Here is a 23,775-nt window from a genome sequence, read left to right on the forward strand (position 1 = left end):
TCAAGGAATAAAAAAGCCCGTGCCGGGAAGCGGATCCTTCCCGGCACGGGCGGTCATCGTACAGCAGCCGTCAAGCGATCAGAACTTGTACTTGATGTCGAAGTTCAGCGAACGCAGGCGCGGATCGGCCACGCGCGGATCCCAGCCGGCACCCACGACCTCGTCGACGTTGTGCGCGGTGAACGACGGCTGGCGGTCGAACAGGTTCTGGATGCCGACGTCGATCGAGGTGTTCTTGATGCCGGTGTACGACGCGGTCAGGCCCCAGGTCGTGTAGCTGGCCACGCGCGGATTGAAGCCCGGCGGCGGCGCGCTCTTGCCGCCATCCGGCAGCTCGTCGTTGTAGCCGCTGCGGAACAGGTTGTTCACCATCACGCTCCAGTCGCCCTTGCTGACCGCGAAGGTCGCATTGGTCTTCCAGCGCAGGTAGATGTCGCGCGTATAAAAACTGCCGACTTCCTCGGTGTAGGCCATGCCCGGGATCTCGGACACCTTGTAGCTCTGGGTCCAGGTGCCGTCCAGCATCGCGTTCCACTTGAAGCCGCCCGGCAGGTTGCCACGCCCGCGCAGGCCGAGGTCGGCGCCGCGCGTCTTGATGCCGCCCGCATTGATCCAGCCGGCATTGACGTAGTCGATGGTGTCGTCGGTGTTGCGGATGATGTCTTCCGCCAGGAACGCCGAGTTGGCCAGCACGACTTGCGGCGTGCGATTCAGGATGTGGTCCTTGGTGTTGATCGCCCAGTAGTCGACCGAGGCCGAGAAGTTGGCGGTGGGTTCGATCACGAAGCCCAGCGTGCCCTGCTTCGAGGTTTCCGGACGCAGGTTCGGGTTGCCGCCGGTGAAGTAAGAAAGGCGCTCGATCGCGCAGAAGCGCGGGTCGTTCGGGTGCGATGCGCAGCCGACCGGGTCGGTCACGCCGTTCGGCAGTTCCTGGTCCAGGCGGCCGGAGTACAGTTGATTGAAGCTCGGCGCCAGGAAACCCTTGTTGGCCGAACCACGCAGCATCAGCCAGTTGACGGGGCGGTAGCTGAAGGCGATCTTTGGATTGGTGGTCGAGCCGATGGTCTGGTATTTGTCGGTGCGCAGCGCCAGCTGCAGTTCCAGGTTCTTAATGACCGGCACCACCAGTTCGGCGTACAGCGCGGTGATGCTGCGGTGCGCAGTCGGGAAGTTGGCATTGCCCGGGGCCAACAGGATCTGGGTGGCATCGACGTTTTGCGCGAAGCCATAGCCTTCCTGGCGCAGGTCGGTGCCGATCGCGCCTTGCAGGTCGCCGGCCGGGAGCGTCCAGATCGGACCGGAGATCGACGCGTTGATCTGGTCGAGCGTGGTCTTGCCGTGCTGGAACTCACCATAGAACTTTGTCGCGTTCAGCGCTGCCATCGCGGCATCGCTCTGGCCCTGCGACGGCGCCGCGAACGGGTTCACGATACCGCTGCCCAGCACCTTGTAGAACGGGGTGGTGTAGGCGTAGCCGTCGAGCAGGTCGGTGGTCGCGTGGCTTTCGCTGTGGCCGTAGTTTATCTTGTAATCGTACTTGCCGGCGATGGTGCCGACGGCGCCGAGCGACACGCGCACGGTGTTGGCGACGTTCTGCTGGGTACGGTTGCCGAGCGGCCAGGCGCGCCATTTGTACAGGATCGGCTTGGTCGGATCGAAGCTCGGGATGTACGGCTGCAAGTTCTGGTAGTACGGGCCGCCGGCCGGGTAGGCGTTGCCGGCCGCGAGCGTGGCCGACACCTGCACCGGGGTCAGGATCGACAGCGAACGGGTGTTCGCGCCGATGACTTCGGCGTAGACCTGGTTGTCCGGATTGATCTGGTAGGTCGCGCGCGCGACGCCGTTGGTGCGCTCGACCGGCAGCTGCATCACGTAGTCGGCGCCGTAGTCGTAGGCGCAGGAATAGGTCGAGCGCAACGGCGAGGTCACGTCTTTCCACAGCGCCGTGTTGTACTGCATCATGCCCGGCACGCTGTCGCACTTGCCTTGCAGGCTGAGCAGGCCGGCCTGCAGGTATTTGTTGGGGTCGCCCGGGCGCGTGAAGTTGACGCCGAGTGCGCTGCCGGCGCCGGTCAGCTGGTTGGCGACCGGGGTGCCGGTGGTGTCCGGCGACAGGCCGCGCGCCGGCTGGTAGCCGTTGGCGAACGAGCGCTGGCGCGAATCGAGTTCCTGGTTCTGGCTGTGGCTGATCGCCGCCATCACGTTGAAACCATCGCGGTCCAGGTTTCCCTTGCCCGCGAGCAGCTGCAGACGGCGGGTGTCGCCGCCGCCGTGCTGGGTCCAGTTGCCCGTGAAGCCGGCCTGGATGCCTTCGAAGTCGGTTTTCAAGATGAAGTTGATCACGCCGCCGACCGCATCGGTACCGTAGATCGCCGAGGCGCCATCCTTCAGGACTTCGACGCGCGCGATGGCTGCCAGCGGAATCGTGTTCAGGTCGACCGCCTTGGCCGACATGCCGTAGCCGGAGATGCGCTGGCCGTTGATCAAGACCAGGGTCGCGGTCGGGCCGAGGCCGCGCATCGACGCGAACGAGCCGCCGCCGCTGACGCGGTCGGCATCGGCGCCGAACACGTTGTTGCCCGAGGTCATGTTGTCGGCGCCGGTGCCGTTCGACGAGATCAGGCGCAGCATTTCCTCGGCGTTGGTGACGCCCTGCTTGTCCATCTGGTCCAGCGTGATCGTCTGTACCGGCAGCGCGCCCTCGGTGGCGAGACGGCGGATGCTCGAACCCGTGATTTCGACGCGCTGCATCGGCGCATCCGGCTGCGCGTTCTGTGCGGCTGCCGGACCGACCACGCCGATCAGGGCCATCAAATGGACTAACTTCTTCAGTTTCACGGGTCTCTCCTTGGGGGGCTTGCGTGGGCTACGCTCGGATTTCTAATTAGCTCGTAATGTCTTTGCATTACGATTTTGTTATTCCAAAGGTAAGCGCACTCGCAAGCCGCCAGCCAATGAATAATCCGGCGCTGAGTATAACTACAGGGAATGTTTTACTTAGGAAAATCTCACCAAAACACTACTTCGCTCTAGCGGTGCGTGCTCTTTGTGCAACATCGACATCCAGATAACGCCATTGCGTGAGTTCGACAGGGTGGCGCTTGTAGTTTTTGAGCCACGGTTGCTGCAAATCGGCCGATAACAGCTGGGTCAGCGTCACCCATGGGTTGTAGGCGTGGATCAGCTGGTTCATCTCGCCATACAGTTTGTCGCGGGCGGGACCGTCGCTGAGCAGGCGCGCCTGCTCGTAGCGCACGTTATAGGCGGGGAGATTGAAACGCGCATAGTTGGCGCGGCCGGCGTTGGGACCGTACAGCAGCTGGTAGAAATTGTCGCCGTCGGGGAAGTCCGCAACCCAGTTGGTCTCGAACATCTGCACCTTGCCCAGGCGCGAGGCCTTGATGATCTCGGTCTTCTTGTCCGACTTGAACACGACGCGCAAACCGACCGCGTTCAGGCATTTACGCCAGAACTCGTCGCGCAGGCGGCCGCTGACGGTCGCTTCGCTGCTCATCTGCAAGGTCAGCGGTACAGTGCCGCCGGCGCGTACCGGCATGCGCCGGTACCCATCCGGATCGCGCTTGCCGTAGCCGAAGCGGTCGAGCAAGGCATTGGCCAGCGCCGGATCGTAGGGCACCGGGCTGCGGTAGTTCGGGTCGTAGCCGAGCACGCCGGGCGCCAGCGGCGACTCGGCCTTGATCGCAAACCCCTTCTTGAGCAGGGCGATGTCCTCGGCGCTGTTGTAACTGAGCTCGATCGCGCGGCGCAGCGCCACCTTCTCCTTGTCATAGCCGCCGATGACCGGGTCGTCCATGTTCATCCACATGTAATAGGTCTGCAGCACCGGGAAGCGCGTCAGCCGGATGCCGCGCGCGGCCAGTTCCGGTTTCAGCTGGCCGTTGCGGATGACCATTTCCGTCATCGATTCCGGCACCTGCTCCAGATAATCGTATTCGCCATTGAGGAAGCCCAGCATGCGGCCCTGGAATTCCTCGGCGATTTTCACTTCGACCCGGTCCACGCGCGGCAGCTTTTGTCCCTCGAGCGCGGCGTCGATGGCGCGGTCGGCCGGATCGGCACCCGGGGTCGCGTGGAACACCGCGCTGGAATCGGGATTGGCCACCAGCACCATGCGGTCGCTGTGCTTCCATTCGCTCAGGATGAAGGGACCGGTGCCGACCGGGTGGTTGCCGGCCTGGCCCGGATAGGCGTCGATCACTTCGCGCGCGACCACGCTCGTGGCCGGCATCGCCATATAGAACAGGAAATTGTTGTCCGGTTCGCTCAAGCGGATGCGCAGCGTGTAGCGGTCGACCGCTTGCAGGCCGGGGATGTCGGTGTCGATGTTGAACGCGGTTTTCAGGGCCGCATCGCCGAGCAGCTTGCCGTCGAACAGGTAAGCCCACGGCGATTTCAGCGCCGGATCGTACAGGCGCTTGAAGCTGTAGACGTAATCCTGCGCGGTCAGCTCGCGCTGCCTGCCTTTGAAGGCCGGGTCCGGCGTGAAGTGGATGCCGGGCCGCAGGTGAAAGGTGTAGGTGCGGCCATCGGCGGAGATCTCGGGCAGGCCGGTCGTGGTGTTGCCCTGCAATTTCACGGGACGCGCCAGGTAGTCATAGCGCAGCAGCGGATCGAACAGGTTTTCCAGCAGCGACAAGGTGGCCAGGTCGGAGCCGATCGCCGGGTCGAGGCTGGCTTCGCTGGTCGAGAGGAACATGTGCAGCACCTTGGGCGCGTGCGCGGGCGCGTCGGCGGTATGCGCGGACATGGACAGCAGGGAGAACGAGAGCGCGGCGGCGAGGGTGCGAAGTGGCGGCATGGCGGGGTCCTGGAGGCGTTGCGTATCATAGGCCGAGGCTTATGCGCAGGCAATACACCACGGTGCCAATGTCTTGTTTGCTCGGCAAGGCGCATAACTTTTTTGTATAGCCACGCGGCATTCTTTCATCAATGCAGTGTGCTCAGCGCCTATACTCTGTCCGCTGAACATTCACGAAATATCCGGGTCCCTGAAGAACCGTAGCGAGCGGAAGCAGTGTTGGGCGAGAAGCGCAGCTGTACGCGTAGTACAGCGAGCATCGCAGGGCTCGGCGCCCCACCGACAATCCGACGCGCAGCAGGTTATTCAGGGATCCTCTCAGACATGGCTCTCAATTACATCTGGATCGGCTTCTTCCTGGTCGGTTTTATTGCGGCATTGGCCCAATGGATCTTCCTCGGGGACACCGAGATCTTCAAGCGCATCATCGACGGCACCTTCGACTCCGCCAAGAGCGGCGTGATGGACATCGCCCTGCCGCTGGCCGGCGTGATGACGCTGTGGCTGGGCATCATGAACATCGGCGAAAAGGCCGGCGCGATCGGCTGGCTGGCAAAAATCATCGCGCCCTTCTTTTCGCGCATTTTTCCGGACGTGCCGAAGGACCACCCGGCCACCGGCCACATGGTGATGAATTTCTCGGCCAACCTGCTCGGCCTGGACAACGCCGCCACGCCGTTCGGCCTGAAGGCGATGGAAAGCCTGCAGACCCTGAATCCGAACAAGGACACGGCCAGCAACGCCCAGATCATGTTCCTGGTGCTGCATACGTCGGGCCTGACCCTGATCCCGCTGGCGATCATGGCCCAGCGCGCGATCCTCGGCGCCAGGGACCCGTCCGACATTTTTATCCCATGCATGATCGCGACCTACGTCGCCACGGTCGCGGGTATCATCGCCGTGTCGATCCGCCAGCGCATCAACCTGTTCGACCGCGTCGTGCTCGGCTGGCTGGGCGGCATGACGGCGGCGATCGCCGGCGTGATCTGGTACTTCACGCAAGTCCTGACGAAAGCGGAAATCGAAGGCGTGTCCAAGCTCGTCAGCAACCTGGTGCTGTTCTCGATCATCGTCGTGTTCATCGTCGGCGCCGTGCTCAAGAAGGTGAACGTGTACGAAACCTTCATCGAAGGCGCGAAAGGCGGCATCCAGACCTCGCTGACCATCATTCCATACCTCGTCGGCATGCTGGTGGCGATTTCCGTGATCCGCAATTCGGGCGTGCTCGGCTTCGTGGTGCATGGCATGGACTGGGTGTTCACCCAGGCCGGCCTGGACACGCGTTTTACCCCGTCGCTGCCCACTGCCCTGATGAAACCGCTGTCCGGCAGCGGTTCGAAGGCGATGATGATCGACGCCATGAAGACCTATGGCGTCGATTCCTTCGTCGGGCGCCTGGCCTGTATCTTCCAGGGCTCGGCCGACACCACCTTCTACATCGTCGCGCTGTACTTCGGCTCGGTTGGGGTGCGCAAGACGCGCTATGCGATTTCCTGCGGGCTGATCGCCGACCTGGCCGGCATCGTCGCCGCGATCGCCGTGGCCTATGTGTTTTTCGGATAAATGGATTTAAGGATGGATTCAAGGAGCCGCATGGCGCGCCGTTTTTCTTTCGTCTCCCGTCCGGCTCGGTCGGTCACGCAGTCGGCCGCGCAGTCGGCCATGCTGCTGGCTGCCCTGCTGACGACGCTGCCCGCCCACGCCCAGTTGCCCGAGCCGGTCGCGTATGTGATGCAGGCCAACCACATTCCCGAGGATGCGCTCAGCGCGCTGGTGCTGCGCGACAATCAAACCATCCTGTCGCACCTGGCCGACCATCCGATGCAGCCGGCCTCGACGATGAAACTGGTCACCACGCTGGTCGGCCTCGAGCGCCTGGGTCCGGTATTTCGCAGCCGCACCGAATTGCGCAGCGCCGGCGAGCTGCATGGCGACATCCTGGCCGGCGACCTGTATTTGCGCGGCGGCGCCGACGCCGATTTCACCACCGAGACCTTGACCGGCATGCTGCGCAAACTGCGCAACGCCGGCATCCGCAAGATCGACGGCCGCCTGGTCGTCGACCGCCAGGTGTTCAACCCGGCGCGCCTGGACCTGAACGCGCCGCCGTTCGACGATTCGCCCGAGGCGGCGTACAACGTCATCCCCGATGCGGCCATGGTCAACAAAAACCTGCTGCAGATCGACATGCGCTCCACCGGCGGCAAGCTCAAGCTGGCGCTGCAGCCCGACTTGCAGGGCGTGACCATCGATTCCGACATGAAGCTCGTCAACGCCGCCTGCGTCGATTGGGAAAGCGGCTGGAAACCGCCCGAAGCCGTGCCGCAGCCCGACGGCGGCATCAAGATCATGCTGCACGGGACCTTCCCGAAAAACTGCGAGACGGTCAATGCGATCAGCGTGATCGACCGCCAGACCTACCTGGACCGCCTGTTCCGCGCGGCGTGGCAACAGCTGGGCGGCAGCATCAGCGGCGACACCACTGAAGGCACGACGCCGGCCTCGACCCGGCTGCTGGCCGACCATCTGTCGCGCGCGCTGCCGGAAATCGTCCGCGACACGAATAAACCTTCCGACAACACGCTGGCGCGCCTGATCTTCCTGAGCCTGGGCGCGCTGGAAGCCGATCCGCTGCTGGGCAGCCGGCCGCAGGTGTTCAAGCCTGCGTTGGCGGGCGGCACCGCAGGCCTTGCCATGGGCGCGGGCGCCGGTACGGACAGCGCCAGCGCGGTGCCGACCCTCGCGCGCGCGGACGCGGCCGTGCGCGCGTGGATGAACCAGCACGGCATCGACGACCGCGGCCTGGTGCTGGACAACGGCTCCGGCCTGTCGCGCCTGGAACGCATCACGCCGATCCAGATGGGCGCCGTGCTGCAGGCCGGTTTGCGCAGCAACTGGGCGCCGGAATTCCAGTCCAGCATCCCGATCGTCGCGGTGGACGGGACCATGCGCCGCCGCCTGCACGAGAGCCCGGCCGCCGGCCGCGCGCGCCTGAAGACCGGCACGCTGCGCAACGTCACGGCGATCGCCGGCTACGTGCCCGATGCCAGCGGGCGCCAGTGCGTGGTGGTCGCCTTCGTCAACAGCGAACTGGCTGCCAACGGCCACGGCCGCGCCGTGCTCGACAGCCTGGTCGACTGGGTCGCGCGCCTGAACCCGGCGCCGGGTTCCAGCGCGCCGGTATCGGCGCCGCAACAACCGCAGCCTTTGCAGCCGCAGCCCTTGCAGCCGCTGCCGCCGAGCGCACCGGCTCCGGCCTCGGCCGTGAGCGGCGCATGAGCCGCGACCAAGGCACCCTGCCGCCGTCAGCGGTGTCCACCACGACACCGGAACTGCCACCCGCGCCGGCACCGGCAGCGATGTCCACGTCCACCCCAGCGCCCGGCATGACGATCCGCCGCCTGCTGGCCCGCGACTGGCCAGCCTATCGCGCCCTGCGCCTGCGTTCGCTGGCCGATGCGCCCTACGCCTTCGGCAGCTCGCTGGCCCTGGAAGAATCCTGGCGCCCCGAGCTCTGGATGGCGCGCCTGACCGCCGCCGAAATCTCGGGCCGCGACTACCCCCTCATCGCCGAAGACGCCAGCGTCACCGCAAGCGCCGACGGCACGGACGAGGCGCCGACAGCATCAGCCGCCCCGCTCGGCTTGGTCTACGCCAAGTGCGACCCCGAACGAGCCGGCGTGGTGAACCTGTTCCAGATGTGGGTCGCACCGGAAGCGCGCGGCCGCGGCGTGGCCCTGGCGCTGCTGCAGGCATCGATCGACTGGGCCAGGTCGATCGGCGCGCAGCGCGTGCGCCTGGGCGTCGTGTGCGGCAACGATGCGGCGGCGCGGCTGTACCGACGCGCAGGTTTTCGCGACGTCGGCGCGCCCGAACCGCTGCGCCCTGGCGCGGCGGCGCTCGAACAGACCATGGAACTGGGGCTCGACGCCGCGGCGCAGACCTGAACCCGCACGCGAATTACGGCCGCTTAGACTGCTCGGGGCTGCTTACGGCTGCTTGCTGGTCGACGCAGTTGCCCGCGCACCCGATTGCACGCCCGGCTGCACCCCGTGCTGCGCAGCCGCTGCGGTTGACGGCGCAGGTGACGTTACGGGTAATGTCACGGGCGACGTCACTGGTGACGTGACTACGGGCGAAGGCGTGGTTTCCGATGCCGGCGCCGGGGCAGCTGAAGGCGCCGGTGCTGCCGGAGCAGGCGCAGATGCTAGTGCGGATGCTGGTGCAGATGCAGGCGCCGCAGCCGGCGCAGCCGGCGTCCCAGCCGAGGCCGTCGTGTTCTCCAGCCACGGCGTGCCGGCCAGCGCCGGCTTGGCCTCGACCAGCGTCACCTGCGCACCGGTGCTGCCGTGAATCGAGCGCACCACGTCGACCATCGTGTTTTCCGTGAATTTTTCGGGCGTGCCGACGATCGCCCCGCCCAGCCGGCGCGGCCAGGCCAGCCAGCCGCCTTCGGGCTTGGTGAACACCGCGTACATGTCGAGGTGGTAGCCGCTCTTGTAGGGGAACAGGCAGGCGACCATGTTCATGTTGTCGCCGCCGCGCACCTGCGGCGCCGCCTTGGCCGTCCAGGCGGCGCCTTCGCAGGTCGGGCCCTTGCCGGCGACCGGCGCGGATGCCGCACCCGGCGTGGATGCCGCCGTGGATGCCGTTGCTGCAGCCGGATCGGCCATCTTGAAGTGGCCCGGCAATTCCGTCACGTCGACCGTGGCCGGTGTCGAGATCACGGCGTCCCTGACGTTGCGGTTGATGCCCTCGCTCGCGGCCTTGGCCAGCGCCTGGGCGCCGGCGTCGGTCCGGATGTCGAACACCCGGTAGTACTCGACCGTCGTGTCGCGCGCCGCGAACTGGTTGTTGCCGTCGGCGCTGCATCCCGCCAATGCGGCCGCGGTGCACGCCGCGGCGGTGCAAGCCATCATCGCGCTTCTCATCTTCACCTCGCTATGTTGAGTGAATACCTGTCCTGCATCGATGGGCCGATTTTCCGGTCTGGACAAGCAAGGTGAATGAGCTTGCTCAAGCGTTCACGCGAGGCGTCGGCATGACGCCACAGGAACGCGGTGAGCGATCAGAGTACGCGGCGGAAGGTCTGGCGCACACGGCCGCGGTCGCCGCAATCGAAGTGCCACCATTCGGTGTTGATGCCGACGAAGCCGGCCCCGTTCATCGCGCTGCGCAGCAGGCGGCGGTTGGCCACCTGGGCCTCGCTGAGCCCGCCGCTGCGCAGGAAGCCTTCTTCCAGCGCCGGGTGCGACAGTTCGGTCATGTCGTCGAAGCCGGTGCCCATGTCGAGCTCGCGCCCGATCGCGTCGACCAGCGTGATGTCGAGCGCCATCCCGTACGAGTGGATCGAGCCGCGCGCCGGGTCGGCCAGGTACATTTGGAGGCCGGTGCCGGCCAGCGTATTCCACAGCTGCTGCTGCACGCGCTGCGGGCGCAGGGCGTCCAGCACCAGCGGCGTCAGGTCGGGCCGGCGCGCGCGCAGCCACGCGACCACGCGCGCGAGGGCGTCGGCGGCCTCGACGTGCAGCCAGGCGCAGTCATACGGCGAATACAGGTCGCGTCCGACGAAGTTGTCCGGCGTCGCGTAGCGCAGGTCGACCTTGACCCCGGCGATGCGCGACAGGTGGCGGAACTCGGGGTGGCCGGCGATCTCCTCGCTCGGGATGCCCGGCGGTGGCTCAGGTGGCTCAGATGGTTCAGGCAGGGTCGACCCGTTGATGCTCATGGCTTCCTTTGTCCAGCAGGCTGCGCGCGGCGGCGCCGATGCAATTGGCCAGCTCGCGCGCGCCGTGCGACAGCGGCGCGTGGCTGGCCGTGAGGAGATACAGCTGGACCGGGATCTGCGGCGCCCACAGGCGGCACTGCACCTTGGCGGACGCGGCCGAGGCGGCCGTGAACGGATCCAGCACCGCGGTGCCGGCGCCGGCTTCGACCAGCGAGCGCGCGATCTGGTAGGTTTGCACCACGGTGTGGAAGACCGGATGCACGTCCTGGTCTTCGCAGGCGGCCACCACCAGTTCGCCGAGCGGGTCGCCGTCCGCCAGGCCGATCAGTTCGCCGGTGAGCGCGTGCGGCGTGACCGGCTGCCGGCATTCGGCCTCGCTCCAGGTGCCGCTTGGGGCCATCACGGTCAGGAAGCCCTGCGCGATCGGCTCGGCTTCGATGCCGGGATGGCGCGGGTCCTGCAGCGACAGCGCCAGGTCGGCTTCGCCCAGGCGCAGCGCGTTGACGATCTCGCTGGTATGAAAGGTCGCCAGCTCGCAGCGCGTCTGGGCGTAGTCGCGCCGCCAGGCGGTCAATGCGGCGGGCAGCACGCTGATCGCGATGGTCGGGGTCGACACCAGGCGCACCGTCTCGCCGGCGCGGCTTTTGAGCGTCGCGGCCAGGCGGCGGATGCCTTGCAGGTCGCGGTGCAGCTTTTCGGTCTCGGCGAACAGGCGGTGCGCTTCCGGCTTCGGATACAGCTTGCCGCGCACGCGTTCGAACAGCGGCATGCCGAGCTGCAGTTCGGCGTGCTGCAGCACCTTGGTCACGGCCGGCTGGGAGATGTGCAGCACTTGCGCGGCGCCGCTGATGGTGCCGACTTGCATGATGGCGTGGAAGACTTCGATATGGCGCAGACGCATCGCTTCAAGTTCCTGGAAAGGTCCGCGCCCTGGTGGACGCGGATTTTTGCAGCATAGCCGAAACCTGTGCGCCTACCAACGCTCAGCGCTGGATGGTGGCCGGCGGTGTTGCGGGAATGGCAGTCGGGCTGTCGGCGGCCGGCGGCGTGGTCGGCGTCGGCGGCGGCGGCGCTGGCGCCGGGGGCGCCGGTTGCACCGCCGGTTCAGCCGGCACCGGCACCGTGATCACCGGCGTCGGCGGCAGCACCGGCGGGATCGGGCCGCGCGGATTGGTCAGCGCTTCCAGCAGCGACGCCGTTTCGGCGTCCGGGTTGCCGTCGATGTTGGCCGGACGGTATTTCATCTGGAAGGCCGACAGCACGGTGCGGGTCTGCTCGTCCAATTGACCGGACTGCACCAGGCCGTAGCCCCAGGTCGCCAGCTTCTTCTGGTACCAGCCGATGTCGGGCAGCTGCGCCTGGAAGTACGGGTTCAGGGCGGCGACGCGGTTGGCGTCCGGCCAGGTCACCAGGCCGGCTGCGGCCAGCTGCTTCCACGGGAACATCGGGCCCGGGTCCTGCTTGCGCTGCGGTGCGATGTCCGAGTGGCCGAGCACGTTTTCCGGCGCGATGTGGTGGCGCGCCACGATGTCCTTCACCAGCGGGATCAGCGCGTCGATCTGCGATTGCGGGAACGGTGCGTAGACGCGGCCGTTCGGCGTGTCCTTCCAGCCCGGGTTGACGATCTCGATGCCGATCGAGCTGTTGTTCAGCTGGGTGAAATTCTTCCAGCTCGAGTTACCGGCATGCCAGGCGGCGTTCTTCTCGTCGACCAGGCCGTAGATCACCGGGACCGGGTCGTCGGTGACCAGGTAATGCGCGCTGACTTCCTGCTGGGTCAGCGTGGTCAGCGACGAGGCCTTGTCGCCGACCGTGTAGTGCAGCACCAGGAAGCGCACGCGGCTGGCCTGGCCCTTGGCCGTGTAGGTGTGATCGATGACCGGGCCGGACGGCGGCGGCGTGGCGCAGCCGGCCAGCAGGGCGAGGAGCAGGGACGCGACGAGAATTTTCATGGGCGTGTAGGTAGGTGGATGTCGGTGTCGATGGCCATGCGTGCGGCCGCCTGGTGGGCGCCGCCGGAACGCTGCGTCAATACCGTCCCGGACGGCAGCGCGGCGCGCATCGCTGCCGGAATGATAGCGTGCAGCTCGGCCGCGCGCCCTGACAGCGCCACCGGACGTGCGCCGAAGCGGTCGATCAAGGCGCGCGCCAGGCGCGCCAGCTCGGCGCCGGCGGCGTGCAGGATGGCGTTGGCGGCCGGGTCGCGCTCGGCCGTCGCGGCCACGGCCAGCGCCAGCGTGCCGACCGCGCCGCGTTCCTGGCCGTAGATGAACTGGCGAGAACAGGCCCAGTCGGATCCGCCGACGGTGTCGAACACCGCCTGCGCCATCGGCGAGTCCTGCCAGCAGCCGGGCCGCTCGTCTTCGTTTCGCCAGATGTGGCGCAGCGCCTCGCGCGCGATCCAGAAGCCGCCGCCACCGTCGTCGAGCACCACCCCGCGTCCGCCGGCACGGTGGAATTGCCCATCGACGTCGATGAAGGCGCCGATCGAGCCGGTGCCGGCGTAGACCAGGTAGCCTTCGCCGGGCGTAAAACTGGCGCGGTAGGCGATCTCCATGTCGCTGCAGAAGTGGATCGCGTGCGGGTCGACGTGCAGCAGTTCGGCCAGCCAGCGCTGCAGCAGCTCATTGTCCCCCGCGTCGCCGCCGAAGCCGGTCAGGCCGGCCCATGCACGTGCGGGGGCGCCATGCTGGAGGACGTCGGCGGCCAGTTGCGTGAACGCCGCGCGCACCGCCTCGCGCCCGGCCGCGCTGCCCATCTGCAGGGCCGACAGGCCGGCATTGACGCCTTCGGCGACGATCCGGCCGCCGGGCGCGGCGAGCGCCCAGCGGGTCCGGGTGCCGCCGGCATCGATGCCGAGGCCCAGCGCTTCAGTGGAGGATGCGGATTGCGAACGGATCATGGTCGAACCGAAGTGTACGCCCTGCGCCCGCACCCATGCGAATGAATGCTGGCCGTATGTGCATGACCAAATGTTATGGTCAGGCGCGTTTCCACGCCTGTATGCGCGCGCTTTCGTTACCCAGGCGGTCGACCGCGCTGACGAACACCGCATCCGGCAGGCCGTGTTTCGCATCGCTCGGCACCGACCAGTCCACGCGCGAGGCCGGCGCGGTCGCGAAGCGCCACTGGCCGGCGTAGCGCGACCAGATCGCATAGGTCGCGTTGGCCTTGCCGGCGGCCAGCTTGAGCAGCACCGTGTCGCCCTTCCTGACGGCGGCGACCGACGGCGTGCCCGGCGTCTCGCGGCCCAGCCAGGGCGTGGCCGGAATCAGCGCCGGCACCGCGTAGGTCGCGGCGCGCAATTGATCGGCGATGCCTTTGCGGTTCTGCATCAGCGCGGCCATGCTGAAGTGGACGTGGCCGTCCGCGCGCGGGCGCGTGCGCGTGAGCGCGATCTGCTCGATGATTTCCTGCGGCGCGTATTCCTTGCTCGGCGCGCCGATGCGGCTGGTGTACAGGCCCGGCCACAGGTGGCGGCCCTGGCTGTTCTGCGCCAGCCAGTAATCGAGCAGCGTGCCGTAGGCTTGCGCCGGCTGGCGGATCGGCCAGTACAGCTGCGGCGAGAAATAATCGAGCCAGCCGTTTTGCAGCCAGGTCTCGGCGTCGGCGTACAGCTTGTCGTACTGCGAGAAGCCGTTGATGCCGTGCGGGCGGCGGTCCGGACGGCCCACGCCGAACGGGCTGATGCCGAAGCGCACCCAGCTCTTTTCGCGGTGGATGCCCTCGTACAGCGCGCGGATCAGCTTGTTCACGTTCTGGCGGCGCCAGCCGGCGCGGTCGAGCCGGCCGCCGCCGGCCAGGTAGCGCTGCCAGGAGGCGTCGTCGGGGAAGTCGAGCTCGCCGCGCCCGCCCTTGCCTTCCAGCGCCGCGCCTTCCGCGCCGGTGGCCGCGGTGTTCCCGGCCTCGATCGGATACGGATAAAAATAATCGTCGATGTGGACGCCGTCGATATCGTAGCGGCGCACCACGTCCAGCACCACGTCCAGGGTCTGCTGGACGGCGGCTTCCTCGCCCGGGTCCATCCACAGGTATTTGCCGTAGGTCTTGACGGCGGCCGGCTTGGTGCGCGAGATGTGGTTCGGCGCCGCCGGCGACCGGGCGCCGTTCTGGCGCGCGCGGTAGGGATTGAACCAGGCGTGCAGCTCGAGCCCGCGCAGGTGCGCCTGCGTCACCCAGAAGTCGAGCGGATCGTAGTACGGCGCCGGCGCCGCGCCCTGCAGGCCGGTCAGGTACTCGGACCAGGGTTCGATCGGCGAGGGGTAGATCGCATCGGCGGCCGGACGCACCTGCAGCACGATGGCGTTCAGGTTGAGCGCCTTGGCGCGGTCCAGGATGGCGATCGCCTCGGCCTGCTGCCTGTCGGATTTCAGGTTGGGCTTGCTGGGCCAGTCGATGTTGGCGACGGTCGAGACCCAGGCGGCGCGGAATTCGCGCGGGGCGGGTGGCGGCAGCTCGCCGCCGGCGATGCCGGGGCCGAAGGTATCGCCGCCGGTGACCGGCTTGGTACTGGTACAGGCCGTGAACAGGCCGCTGCTCGCCAATGCGCCGGCGACGCCCGCGAGCGTCAGCGCCCGCCGTTTTTGATTAACTTGCAAAACTACTCCGGATTCTTCTGCTCGTGTTGAGCGGCATGTGAATGGTAGCGCAATTGCCTCACTTTTTGCCGTACAGCGGATCGATCCTGACCAGCGCCGCCATCAGGAAGGCCGGAATCGTCGACAGCACCGTCCACACAAAGAAATGCTGGTAGCCGATCGTCTCCTGCAGCTTGCCGCTCCACATGCCCGGCACCATCATCCCGAGCGCCATCAGGCCGGTGCAGATCGCGTAGTGCGCGGTTTTATACGGGCCGTCGGCGACCATCATCATGTACACCAGCAGCGCCGTGAAACCGAAACCGTAGCCGAACTGCTCGATGGCGAGGAAACCGGTGATCACGCCGAAGCTCTGCGGCTGCACGCTCGACAGGTACACGAATACCAGGTCGGGCAAATGCACCGCGGCGACCATCCACCACAGCGCGCGCCGCAAGCCCACGCGCGAGATCAGCCAGCCGCCGCACAGGCCGCCGACCGTCAGCGCGACGATGCCGACCGTGCCGTAGGCGACGCCGTACTGTTCGTTCGACAGGCCCAGGCCGCCCTTGGCCAGCGGATCCTTGAGGAACAGCGCGGCCAGTTTCAGCAGCTGCGCTTCGCCCAGGCGGAAGGTCAGAATGAAGCCGAGGATCAGCCAGATGTCGCGCTTGGCAAAAAAGCTGCCGAAAGTGGCGAAGAACGCGCGCAGCGGACCGCTGCCGTCCATGGCCTTGTGGTCGTTGAGCGGGTGCGGCAGCACCGACCGGTGCCAGGCGCACAGGACGAAAAAGAACGCTGCCAGGATGAAGAACACGATCGCCCAGGCCTGGCGCACGTCGTGCAGGGACGTGGCCAGGTAGCCGGCCAGGATCACCAGCGGCCCTTGCGCCGCCAGCGTCGCCAGGCGATAAAAGGTCGAACGCACGCCCACATAAGCGGCCTGCTGCGAGGCCGGCATGGCGAGCATGTAGAAACCGTCGGCGGATATGTCGTGCGTGGCCGAGGCGAACGCCAGCAGCCACATTACGCCCAGGCTGAGCATGAAGAAGCCGGGCAGGTGCAGCGTCGCCCCGACCGCCCCCAGCGCCGCCGCCATCGCCAGCTGCAGCGCGACGGTCCAGGCGCGCTTGGTGCCGGACAAGTCGACCAGCGGCGACCACAGCGGCTTGATCACCCAGGGCAGGTACAGCAGGCTGGTATAGAAGGCGATGTCGGCGTTCGAGATGCCGAGGTCCTTGTACAGGATGACCGACAGGCTGTTGGCGACGATGTAGGGGATGGCTTGGCCGAAGTACAGGGAGGGAACCCAGAACCAGGGGCTCTTCGCTTGCGATGTCTGCATAAAAGACTAAGTAGTAGTGGGCCGGCCTGCCGCGCGAGCGCGTTGCGCGCTGGCCGGTCAGGCCGCGAGGGCCCGGCGCACGCTGCCGCGCGCCGTTTCCAGCAAGGCGCGCGCCTGCTCGACCGGGACGCCGCGTCCCAGTGCGACGATCGCTACCTTGACGTGGAAATCGCACTGCGCCAGCACGGCGCGCACGTCGTCCTCGTCGGCGCCGGTGGCGAAGACCGTCAGGCGGACCGCGCGCCGCACCAGCTTGGCATTGGTCGCCCTCAAGTCTACCATCAGGTTGCCATAAACCTTGTTCAAACGCACCATCAGCGCGCTCGAGAAGGTATTCAGCGCGATCTTCTGGGCGGTGCCGGCTTTCAGTCGGGTGCTGCCGGAGATGGCTTCCGGGCCGGTGTCGAGGGTGATGCCGATGTCGGCTTCGCCCGCGACCGGCGCGTCCGGGTTGTTGGCCAGGCCGATGGTCAGCGCGCCGGCCGCGCGCGCGGCGCGCAGGGCGCCCAGCACGTAAGGGGTGGCGCCGGAGGCGGCGATCAGGAGCACCACGTCGTCGGCGCCGACGTTCACGCCTTGCAGGTCGGCCGCACCCTGCTCGGCGTCGTCCTCGGCGCCTTCGACCGCGACGAACATGGCGTCGCGGCCGCCGGCCAGCAGCGCCACCGCGCGCTCATGCGGCCAGGAAAAGGTGGGATACAGCTCGACGCTGTCCAGCACGCCCAGGCGGCCCGAGGTGCCGGCCCCGACGTAGACCAGGCGCCCGCCCGCCTCCATGCGCGGCAGCGCGGCGCTGACCGCGGCGGCAATGCGCGGCGCGGCGGCGCGCACGGCTTGCACCGCTTGGCCCTGGTCGTCCACCAACACGTTCACGAGCTCGGCGGTGGGATACTGGTCAAGGTTGGCGTGTTGCGAAGCCGGGGTTTCGGTATTGAGCATGAGGGCAGTGTAATCCCAATCGCGCCCAGCCTGTCATGAAAGGATCAGGACGCGCCATTCCGGCAGGTTATGCATACGGCAATACACATAGACCACGGTTATGCGCCTGCCATGCGCCGGCATTTGCCTCTGCTGTGCTGCGCCCGTATGCTCGGGCCTATCAAACACAGGAGACGCGGATGAAGAATCGCCGGCGCAAGCTGCTCGGATTGGCCCTGCTGGGCGCGGCGCATCCGCTCGTGCGTGCGCGGGCGCGCCTGCCTGCGGGCGCGCTGCCGGCGGCCGCGCATGAGCGGCTCGGCCACGAGCTGGCTGCGATCGCCGCCGACCCCGCGTGCGAGCTGGCCAGCTTGTCGGTGCTGGCGATCCGCGCCGGCCAGGTCAGCTACACCGGCCAGTTCGGCCGTCGCTTCATCGGCGTGGACGGCCTGCCCGACCAGCCGGTCGACGCCGGCACCCGATTCCGCATCGCCTCGGTCTCGAAGATGGTGACCACGCTCGGCCTGCTGCGCCTGCTCGAAGCCGGCCGGCTCGATCTCGACGCCGACGTCGCCGGCTACCTCGGCTGGCGGCTGCGCAATCCGCACTTCCCGGACGCGCCGATCACGCTGCGCCACCTGCTGACCCACACGTCTTCGCTGCGCGACGACGCCGGCTATGCCTTCGGCCCCGACACCGCGCTGCGCGACGTGCTGGCGCCGGGCGCCCGGCTGTATGGCGATGGCCAGGCCTGGGCCGCCAACGCCGCTCCCGGCGCATATTTCACCTACTGTAACCTCGGCTTCGGCCTGGCCGGCACCATCATGGAATCGGTCAGCGGCGAGCGCTTCGACCGCCTCATGGCGCGCCAGCTGCTCGAACCGCTCGGCCTGCGCGCCAGCTACCATCCGGCCAACTTGAGCGCCACCGACCTTGCCAGGCTGGCCACGCTGTACCGCAAGCGCAGCGTCGACACGGAGATATGGAACCCGGCCTGTCCCTGGATCGCCCAGGCCGACGATTTTCACAGCGCCCCGCCCGCGCTCCCGGCCGGCATCGGGCACTACGTGATCGGCGCCAACGCGACGCCGTTCAGCCCGACCGGCGGCCTGCGCATCTCGGCGCCGGAGCTGGGCGTGATCATGCGCATGCTGATGAACGATGGCATGCACGATGGCCATCGCATCCTGAAGCCGGAAACCCTGCGCACCATGTTCACGCGCCAGTGGACCTTCGATGGCGGCAACGGCGACAGCGCCGGGGGCCTGCTCGAGGCGTGGGGCATCGGCAACGAGCAATTCCCCGACTGCGGTCCCGGCAGCCTGCGCCTGGTCGACGGCGGCGGTTTCGACGCGGTCGGGCACCTGGGCGATGCCTACGGCCTGCTGTCGGCGTTCGTCATGGACCGGCAGCGCCGCAACGGCATGGTCGTGCTGGTCGGCGGCACCTCGACCGATCCCTTCTCGAACGCGAACAAGGGCGAGTACTCGGCGCTGGCACGTTTCCAGGAACGCATCCTCACGGTGCTGTACCGACGCGCCATCCTGGTGCAAACATGAACTCCGGTTATGCCCTGCCGCGCTACATTCATTGGCCGCGCGCCTGGGCAGCCCCTAAGCTCTCGGCATGTCAATGTTCGTGAGTGGGCGCGGATGCAAGAAGTCATCGTAATCGGCGGCGGTGTCGTCGGCCTGACCTCGGCCTGGTGGCTGCTGGAGGCCGGGCACAAGGTCACGCTGCTCGATCGCGCACCCGGCGTCGGCACCGGCACCAGCTACAGCAACGGCGGGCAGCTCAGCTATCGCTACGTGTCCCCGCTGGCCGATGCCGGCGTGCCGGCCAAAGCCCTGCAGTGGCTGTTCCAGGAACACGGACCGCTGCGCTTCAAGCCGCAGTTCGACGCCCACCAATGGCGCTGGCTGTCGGCCTTCCTCGCCAACTGCCGCGCCGACATCAACCGCAAAACGACCGAGAAACTGTTGCAGCTGGGCGAGCTGTCGCGCCAGGCGATGGCGCGGTTGGAGCCGACCGTACCACTGGCCGAATTCCAGTGGCGCGACGCCGGCAAGCTGGTGGTCTACCGCAACCGCAAGGCCTTCGACGCCGCCACCGCGAAGTCCGATTCCGCGTCCACGCGCCAGGTGTGGAACGCCGCTGAATGCGCCGCGCGCGAACCGGCCCTGGCCGCGATGCAGGACAAGCTGGCCGGCGGCATCTACAACGGCGGCGAAGCGGTCGCCGACTGCTACGCCTTCTGCGTCGCGCTGGCCGAGCGCATCCACGCCCACCCGCGCTTCCTCGGCTTCATCCACGGCGACGTCCGGCGCATTCAGAGCGACGGCGGCCGCGTGACCGGCTTGGCGACCGGCGCCGGCATCGTTGAAGCCGACGCCTACGTGCTGGCGGCCGGCATGCAGAGCCGCACACTGGCCGCCGGCGCCGGCATCGACCTGCCGCTGTACCCGCTCAAGGGCTACAGCCTGAGCGCGCCGATCCGCAGCGAGGACGTCGCGCCCGAGATCAGCGTGACCGACTTCGAGCGCAAGGTGCTGTACGCGCGCATCGGCGACACCCTGCGCGTGGCGGCGATGGTCGACATGGTCGGCGAAGACCTCAATCTCGACCGCGCGCGCCTGGCCAGCCTGACGCGCCAGGTGCAGGAGACGATGCCGCGCGCCGCCGACTACACGCGGATCACACCCTGGGCCGGCCTGCGCCCGGCGACGCCGAGCAGCGCGCCGATCATCGGTGCCAGTCCTTTGAAGAACCTGTGGCTGAACGTCGGCCACGGCCCCCTCGGCTTTACCTTTGCCTGCGGCAGCGCCAGTCTGCTGGCCGACCTGGTGGATGGCAAGGCGCCGCCGTTCGCGCTGGACGGGTTGACGCTGTCCCGGTAAAACTCAGTGAAACACCGTCTTGACCCGGATCTCGACACCGCAATCGAGCAGGCGCAGGCGAGTCAGGTTGCCTTCCTTGACGTTCACGTTCACGTCGTTGAACGTGCCCGGCTTGCTGGCGTCGCAGGGCACGCGCATCTTGTATTTGCCGGGTTTGACGTGCACCACCTGGCCGCGCTTGGTAATGGCGCCCGCCAGCGGACCGCCTTCGATGCGTTCGAAAAAGCGCGGCTGCACGTGCTCGGGCTCGGCCTTGTCGACGATGAGGTCGGCGGCCAGCGCCGCGCCGGCGGTGTTCAGCAGGATGGCGGCAAGAATGGCTGTACGGATAGCGGCTGCGGGCAGCCGGGGCTTTACGGACATACGACCTCCCAATCGTTCAGCGTTCGTTATATTTCAATCAATTATAGGGCGTACATGCGACGCCAGGCGTCCGGCTGACGTGCTTTTTTCTGTGCCCGTTTTATGATCAGTTCGTTTATTTTCGGAAAAAGATCACCGAAGATGCGCTAACGCCGTCCAAAAAGTGCTCTTCCTTTCCAGCGTACCAATGTGCGGCGCCCCCTGAAATGGCGGATAATTGCCGCCATGTCTACCCGTTCCCATCCCTGTCCCTGCGGCGGCGCGTCGCTGGCGAGCTGCTGCGCGCCATTCCTGGCCGGCGTTGCCTTGGCGCCCACGGCCGAGCGGCTGATGCGTTCGCGCTATACGGCCTATGTATTGCGCGACGAGGATTACCTGCGCGCGACCTGGCATCCGAGTACCCGGCCCACCGAGCCGATCATTGACAGGAACGAGCCGATTCAATGGCTGGGACTTGAGGTAAAATCTGCTTTACGTTTACGTCAACGTAAAGCAGATCTGCCGGAACAACTCGACCAGGACACCGTCGAATTCGTCGCCCGCTTCCGCATCAATGGCCGCGCCCATCGTCTGCACGAGATCAGCAAGTTCGTGCGCGAGCCGGAAGTTGCGGGCGGGACGCCCCGATGGTTCTATGTCGACGGCAGCTTTCCCGAATAAAAAAGCAATCCGGAGACAGCACCCATGCCCCAGCTCGAGACACAACTGAACCCGCGCGGCGAGGATTTCAAAGCCAACGCCGCCGCCATGCAAACGCTGGTCGACGATTTGCGCGCCAAGGTGGCCGCTGTCGCCCAGGGCGGCGGCGAAGCGGCCTCGGCAAAGCACGTCGCGCGCGGCAAACTGCTGCCGCGCGAGCGCGTGCAGATGCTGCTCGACCCGGGCACGCCGTTTCTCGAGCTGTCGCAGCTGGCTGCGTACGAAATGTACGACGGCGCCGCGCCCAGCGCCGGCATCATCACCGGCATCGGCCGCGTGGCTGGCCAGGAATGCGTGATCGTGTGTAACGACGCGACCGTCAAGGGCGGCACCTATTATCCGATGACGGTGAAAAAACACCTGCGCGCCCAGGAAATCGCCGACCAGAACAATTTGCCGTGCATTTATCTGGTCGATTCGGGCGGCGCCAACCTGCCGAACCAGGACGACGTCTTTCCCGACCGCGACCACTTCGGCCGCATCTTCTATAACCAAGCCAACTTGTCCGCCAAGGGCATCCCGCAGATCGCGGTGGTGATGGGTTCGTGCACCGCCGGCGGCGCGTACGTGCCGGCGATGAGCGACGAATCGATCATCGTCAAGGAACAGGGCACGATCTTCCTCGGCGGCCCGCCCCTGGTGAAAGCGGCGACCGGCGAAGTCGTGAGCGCCGAAGACCTGGGCGGCGGCGACGTCCACACCCGCTTGTCCGGCGTGGTCGACCACCTGGCCCGCAACGACACCCACGCGCTCGCGCTCGCGCGCACGATCGTCTCCAACCTGAACCGCACCAAGCCCGTGCAGGGCGCGCTGCGCGAGTCGATCGAGCCGAAATTCGCGCCGCAAGAGCTGTACGGCGTGATCCCGGTCGACACCCGCAAGCCCTTCGACGTGCGCGAAGTCATCGCGCGCATCGTCGACGGCAGCGAGTTCGACGAATTCAAGGCGAGATACGGCACCACGCTGGTGTGCGGCTTCGCCCACATCTTCGGCATGAAGGTCGGGATCATCGCCAACAACGGCATCCTGTTTTCGGAGTCGGCGCTGAAGGGGTCGCATTTCATCGAGCTGTGCTGCCAGCGCAAGATCCCGCTGGTGTTCCTGCAAAATATCACCGGCTTCATGGTCGGCCGCAAGTACGAAAACGAGGGCATCGCGCGCAACGGCGCCAAGATGGTCACCGCGGTCGCCACCGCCGCGGTGCCGAAGTTCACCGTGATCATCGGCGGCTCGTTCGGGGCCGGCAACTACGGCATGTGCGGGCGCGCGTTCTCGCCGCGCTTCCTGTGGATGTGGCCGAATGCGCGCATCTCCGTGATGGGCGGCGATCAGGCCGCGTCGGTGCTGGCGACCGTCAAGCGCGACGGCATCGAAGCCAGGGGCGGCCAGTGGTCGGCGGATGAGGAAGCCGCGTTCAAGCAGCCGATCAAGGAACAGTACGAGCACCAGGGCCACCCCTACTACGCCACCGCGCGCCTGTGGGACGACGGCGTGATCGATCCGGCCGACACGCGCATGGTGCTGGGCCTGGGATTGAGCGCAGCCCTGAATGCGCCGATCGAAGACACGAAGTTCGGCGTGTTCCGCATGTAACGGGGAGAGAGACCATGGACACTTACGAAACGCTCGAAGTCACGGTCGCCGACAAGGTCGCCACCATCACGCTGAACCGCCCGCAGCTGCGCAACGCCTTCAACGAGACCGCCATTGCCGACATCGCGATGGCCTTCGACGAAGCCGGCCAGGATGCCGACGTGCGCGCCATCGTGCTGGCCGCGAATGGCCCCGCCTTTTGCGCCGGCGCCGACCTGAACTGGATGAAGAAGATGGCCGGCTACTCGTACGACGAGAACGAGTCCGACGCCCTGCGCCTGGCCGACATGCTGCGCACCATCTACTTCAGCCCCAAGCCGGTCGTGGCCAAGGTGCAGGGCGACTGCTACGCCGGCGGCATGGGCCTGGTTGCGGCCTGCGACATCGTGGTGGCGAGCGAAGGCGTCAACTTCTGCCTGTCGGAAGTGAAACTCGGCCTGATCCCGGCAACCATCTCGCCGTACGTGATCAAGGCGATGGGCGAGCAGGCCGCGCGCCGCTACTTCTTGAGCGCCGAGCGCTTCGATGCGGCCGAGGCGCGCCGTCTCGGCCTGGCGCATGAAGTGGTCCCGAGCGAGCAGCTCGACGCCACCGTCGCCGCCATCGCCGGCGCGCTGGTCAATAACAGCCCGAACGCGGTGCGCGAAGCCAAGAAGCTGGTGCGCGACATCGCCGGCTTGCCCATCGACGATCCGCTGCTGGCCGATACCGCCGGGCGCATCGCCGCCATCCGCGCCTCGACCGAAGGCAAGGAAGGCGTCGCCGCTTTCCTCGAAAAGCGCAAGCCGTCATGGCTCGGTTAGCAAATCCAGTAAATAGTTTATTTAGTTTAGATC

General features: G+C 66.9%; 18 protein-coding genes and 1 pseudogene. 8 read left to right on the forward strand and 11 right to left on the reverse strand.

Annotated features, from left to right (window positions below):
- Positions 1 to 78: 78 nt before the first annotated feature.
- Together FA90_RS18450 and FA90_RS18455 are read right to left on the reverse strand one after the other, a co-directional pair.
- The gene (locus tag FA90_RS18450; protein WP_036171256.1) at positions 79 to 2,838 is read right to left on the reverse strand and encodes a TonB-dependent receptor domain-containing protein; all 2,760 of its coding nucleotides are present in this window, start codon (positions 2,836 to 2,838) and stop codon (positions 79 to 81) included.
- Between the two features lie 181 nt (positions 2,839 to 3,019).
- Positions 3,020 to 4,819, reverse strand: coding sequence for an ABC transporter substrate-binding protein (locus FA90_RS18455; protein WP_036171259.1), 1,800 nt, complete (start codon positions 4,817 to 4,819; stop codon positions 3,020 to 3,022).
- A 324-nt stretch (positions 4,820 to 5,143) separates the two neighbouring features.
- On the opposite strand from FA90_RS18455, the gene FA90_RS18460 reads away from it, so the two are divergent.
- Genes FA90_RS18460 through FA90_RS18470 form a run of 3 tightly spaced genes read left to right on the forward strand, consistent with a single transcriptional unit; the run spans position 5,144 to position 8,766 of the window.
- Entirely contained in the window at positions 5,144 to 6,382 is a 1,239-nt protein-coding gene (locus FA90_RS18460; RefSeq protein ID WP_036171263.1) for a nucleoside recognition domain-containing protein, read from the forward strand.
- A gap of 30 nt (positions 6,383 to 6,412) precedes the next feature.
- Positions 6,413 to 8,098 carry a D-alanyl-D-alanine carboxypeptidase/D-alanyl-D-alanine-endopeptidase gene (gene dacB, locus FA90_RS18465; protein WP_307171891.1) on the forward strand — a complete coding sequence of 562 codons (1,686 nt, stop codon included), beginning with the start codon at positions 6,413 to 6,415 and terminating at the stop codon, positions 8,096 to 8,098.
- On the forward strand, positions 8,095 to 8,766 hold the full coding sequence (locus FA90_RS18470) for a GNAT family N-acetyltransferase (protein ID WP_239700819.1): 672 nt from the start codon (positions 8,095 to 8,097) through the stop codon (positions 8,764 to 8,766). Before dacB ends, FA90_RS18470 begins: the two co-directional genes overlap by 4 nt.
- Positions 8,767 to 8,808: 42 nt before the next feature.
- On the opposite strand, the gene FA90_RS18475 is transcribed toward FA90_RS18470, so the two are convergent.
- From FA90_RS18475 to murQ, 8 genes and pseudogenes are all read right to left on the reverse strand, one after another.
- Positions 8,809 to 9,738 (reverse strand): hypothetical protein, encoded by a 930-nt coding sequence (locus FA90_RS18475; protein WP_051971906.1) that lies wholly within the window; start codon positions 9,736 to 9,738, stop codon positions 8,809 to 8,811.
- Positions 9,739 to 9,887: 149 nt separating this feature from the next.
- Positions 9,888 to 10,547 (reverse strand): M15 family metallopeptidase, encoded by a 660-nt coding sequence (locus FA90_RS18480; RefSeq protein WP_081933926.1) that lies wholly within the window; start codon positions 10,545 to 10,547, stop codon positions 9,888 to 9,890.
- Positions 10,519 to 11,448 (reverse strand): LysR family transcriptional regulator, encoded by a 930-nt coding sequence (locus FA90_RS18485; protein WP_036171270.1) that lies wholly within the window; start codon positions 11,446 to 11,448, stop codon positions 10,519 to 10,521. The genes FA90_RS18480 and FA90_RS18485 overlap by 29 nt, the downstream gene beginning before the upstream one ends.
- Positions 11,449 to 11,722: 274 nt before the next feature.
- Positions 11,723 to 12,499, reverse strand: a pseudogene (locus tag FA90_RS18490) (N-acetylmuramoyl-L-alanine amidase); the annotation flags it as partial.
- Positions 12,496 to 13,449, reverse strand: coding sequence for an N-acetylglucosamine kinase (locus FA90_RS18495; protein WP_051972215.1), 954 nt, complete (start codon positions 13,447 to 13,449; stop codon positions 12,496 to 12,498). The pseudogene FA90_RS18490 and the gene FA90_RS18495, both read right to left, overlap by 4 nt.
- A gap of 79 nt (positions 13,450 to 13,528) precedes the next feature.
- The gene (locus FA90_RS18500; protein ID WP_036171272.1) at positions 13,529 to 15,145 is read right to left on the reverse strand and encodes a glycoside hydrolase family 10 protein; all 1,617 of its coding nucleotides are present in this window, start codon (positions 15,143 to 15,145) and stop codon (positions 13,529 to 13,531) included.
- 58 nt (positions 15,146 to 15,203) lie between these two features.
- Positions 15,204 to 16,469 (reverse strand): MFS transporter, encoded by a 1,266-nt coding sequence (locus FA90_RS18505; protein WP_036171275.1) that lies wholly within the window; start codon positions 16,467 to 16,469, stop codon positions 15,204 to 15,206.
- A 57-nt stretch (positions 16,470 to 16,526) separates the two neighbouring features.
- Positions 16,527 to 17,408 carry an N-acetylmuramic acid 6-phosphate etherase gene (murQ, locus tag FA90_RS18510; protein WP_036171278.1) on the reverse strand — a complete coding sequence of 294 codons (882 nt, stop codon included), beginning with the start codon at positions 17,406 to 17,408 and terminating at the stop codon, positions 16,527 to 16,529.
- A gap of 179 nt (positions 17,409 to 17,587) precedes the next feature.
- On the opposite strand from murQ, the gene FA90_RS18515 reads away from it, so the two are divergent.
- The gene (locus tag FA90_RS18515; protein ID WP_051971907.1) at positions 17,588 to 18,946 is read left to right on the forward strand and encodes a serine hydrolase; all 1,359 of its coding nucleotides are present in this window, start codon (positions 17,588 to 17,590) and stop codon (positions 18,944 to 18,946) included.
- 93 nt (positions 18,947 to 19,039) lie between these two features.
- Positions 19,040 to 20,284 (forward strand): D-amino acid dehydrogenase, encoded by a 1,245-nt coding sequence (locus FA90_RS18520; protein WP_036171281.1) that lies wholly within the window; start codon positions 19,040 to 19,042, stop codon positions 20,282 to 20,284.
- Positions 20,285 to 20,287: 3 nt separating this feature from the next.
- On the opposite strand, the gene FA90_RS18525 is transcribed toward FA90_RS18520, so the two are convergent.
- Positions 20,288 to 20,647 carry a hypothetical protein gene (locus tag FA90_RS18525; protein ID WP_036171285.1) on the reverse strand — a complete coding sequence of 120 codons (360 nt, stop codon included), beginning with the start codon at positions 20,645 to 20,647 and terminating at the stop codon, positions 20,288 to 20,290.
- Positions 20,648 to 20,872: 225 nt separating this feature from the next.
- Here FA90_RS18525 and FA90_RS18530 point away from each other — a divergent pair, with 225 nt between their 5' ends.
- The 3 genes from FA90_RS18530 to FA90_RS18540 are packed head-to-tail and all read left to right on the forward strand — an operon-like array spanning position 20,873 to position 23,742.
- Complete coding sequence (locus tag FA90_RS18530; protein ID WP_036171288.1) at positions 20,873 to 21,307, forward strand: YchJ family protein; 435 nt, start codon at positions 20,873 to 20,875, stop codon at positions 21,305 to 21,307.
- Between the two features lie 24 nt (positions 21,308 to 21,331).
- A complete protein-coding gene (locus tag FA90_RS18535) occupies positions 21,332 to 22,939 on the forward strand; it encodes a carboxyl transferase domain-containing protein (protein WP_036171290.1) in 1,608 nt (535 codons plus the stop codon).
- A gap of 14 nt (positions 22,940 to 22,953) precedes the next feature.
- Complete coding sequence (locus tag FA90_RS18540) at positions 22,954 to 23,742, forward strand: enoyl-CoA hydratase/isomerase family protein (RefSeq protein ID WP_036171293.1); 789 nt, start codon at positions 22,954 to 22,956, stop codon at positions 23,740 to 23,742.
- Positions 23,743 to 23,775: the final 33 nt, after the last annotated feature.

Origin of the sequence: Massilia sp. 9096, assembly GCF_000745265.1 — a bacterium.
Taxonomy (GTDB): domain Bacteria; phylum Pseudomonadota; class Gammaproteobacteria; order Burkholderiales; family Burkholderiaceae_D; genus Telluria.